At 78.7% G+C, this 1,888-nt stretch carries 1 pseudogene; it reads left to right on the top strand.

Annotation, left to right across the window (positions count from 1 at the left end):
• Positions 1-1,888: pseudogene (locus ACFU99_RS42290) on the top strand (hypothetical protein); the annotation flags it as partial.

Below are 1,888 nucleotides of genomic sequence, written 5' to 3'. Positions count from 1 at the left end.
GGATGGAACAGCCCCCGACCGGCGCCGCCGCGCCGCGCGGCACCACGCACGAGACGGGCGGCCGCGACACCGGATCCGTCCAGGTCCCGGGCGTGCGCGAGCAGCGCCCCGCCGCTCCGCCCGCCGCGCCGCGGCGGCCGTTGCACATGGGCCCGCCCATGCCGGACACCTCCAACGGCGTCGTACGCTCCCTCGCCGACCGCGGCCCCGCCACGGGCGTCCAGCAGACCGCCCCTCCCGTACGGCACTCCGGCCCGCCGACCGTGGGCCCCGAATACCTCGACGTGCCGCGCGACGAGGACGCCGCCGCCCTTGCCGGGCCGCAGCTCGGCGAGATCCCGCCGCAGACGGGAACGTGGGACGCCCAGCCGCAGCCTGCGGCCGTGCCGGAGCCTGCGGGGGCCGCTGAGCCGGAGGCCGTGGCTGCTGCTGAGGGTGCGCCCGAAACCGCTGCTGCCGCAGAGGCTCCTGAGCAGACCGCACCCGCTGAGGCTCCCCCCGTGGAGCCGGAGGGCGCCGAACAGCCGGTCGGCGCGCCGGAGGCCGTGGCCGGGGGAGAGGCGCAGGCCGAGGCCGCGCCCGTGGCCCCTGCCGCGGAGCCGTCGGCCGCCGCCGAGCCCCAGCCGGAAGCCGGCGCTGTGAACGAGGCCGGGGGCGAGCCCGCCCCCGAGGCTGTCGCCGTCGCGGGGACGCCTGCCGGGACCGAGCCCGAGCCCGAACAGGCCGCCGGGGCGCAGCCCGAGGCCGGGACCGTGAACGAGGCTGAGCCCGACGCTGGGGCTGTTGCCGCGCAGCCTGTGGGCGGGGCCGAGTCCGTGGGTGCGTCCGTTGACGAAGCGGCTGCCGGGGCGCAGCCGGAGGCCGACGCCGTGCAGGAGGCCGGTTCGGAGTCCGCGCCCGAGGCCGGGCCCGAGTCCGTATCCGAGGCTGTGGCCGCCGCCGAAGCGGCTGCCGAGGTGCAGTCCGCGGGTGAACCCGAGCCCGGTTCGGAGTCCGCGTCCGAGCCCGGGGTCGTCGCTGAGGTGCCTGCCGGGGCGCAGTCCGGTACTGGTGCTGTGAACGAGGCCGGGCCCGAGCCCGTATCCGAGGGTGTGGCCGGTGCCGGGGCGCAGCCCGCAGGCGCGGCCGAGTCCGGGGACGCGCCCGCCGCTGGACCGGCTGCCGTACCGCAGCCGGAGGTCGGGGGAGAGAGCGAGGCCGGGCCCGAGTCCGTATCCGAGGAGGGTGCGGCCGTCGCCGAGGGGCAGCCCGCGGGCGAGCCTGGGTCCGAGGATGTATCTGCCGCCGGACCGGCTGCCGGGGCGCAGCCGGAGGCCGGTGCTGTGAAGGAAGCCGGGTCCGAGGCTGTGGCTGTTGCTGGGGCGCCTGTTGAGGCGCAGCCCGCGGGCGAGCCCGAGGCTGGTTCTGAGCCCGCGTCCGAGGCGGGGGCCGTTGCTGAGGCGTCTGCCGGGGCGCAGCCTGGTGCCGGTGCTGTGAACGAGGCGGGGCCTGAGTCCGTATCCGAGGCCGGGGCCGCTGCCGTGGCGCAGCCCGCAGGTGAGGCTGAGTCCGGGGACGCACCGGCTGGCGCACCGCAGCCGGAGGCCGGGCCCGAGTCCGTATCCGAGGAGGGGGCGGCCGTCGCCGGGGCGCAGCCCGCGGGCGAGCCTGGGGCCGGGGACGCATCCGCCGCCGCACCGCAGCCGGAGGCCGGGGCCGAGCCCGAGCCGGTGCCTGAGGCCGGGCCTCAACCCGTATCCGAGGGCGCGGACGTCGCCGAGGCGCAGCCCGGTGCCGACACCGTGAACGAGGCGGGGCCCGAGTCCGTATCCGAGGCCGTGACCGTTGCCGGGGCGCAGCCCGCAGGCGATCCCGAGCCGGGGGACGAACCGGCCGCTGCGGCCGAGGC

Source organism: Streptomyces sp. NPDC057654 (genome assembly GCF_042800135.1).
Lineage (GTDB): Bacteria > Actinomycetota > Actinomycetes > Streptomycetales > Streptomycetaceae > Streptomyces.
The sequence above is the reverse complement of the archived record's forward strand: the minus strand, read 5'-3'. Positions and strand labels throughout refer to the sequence as shown.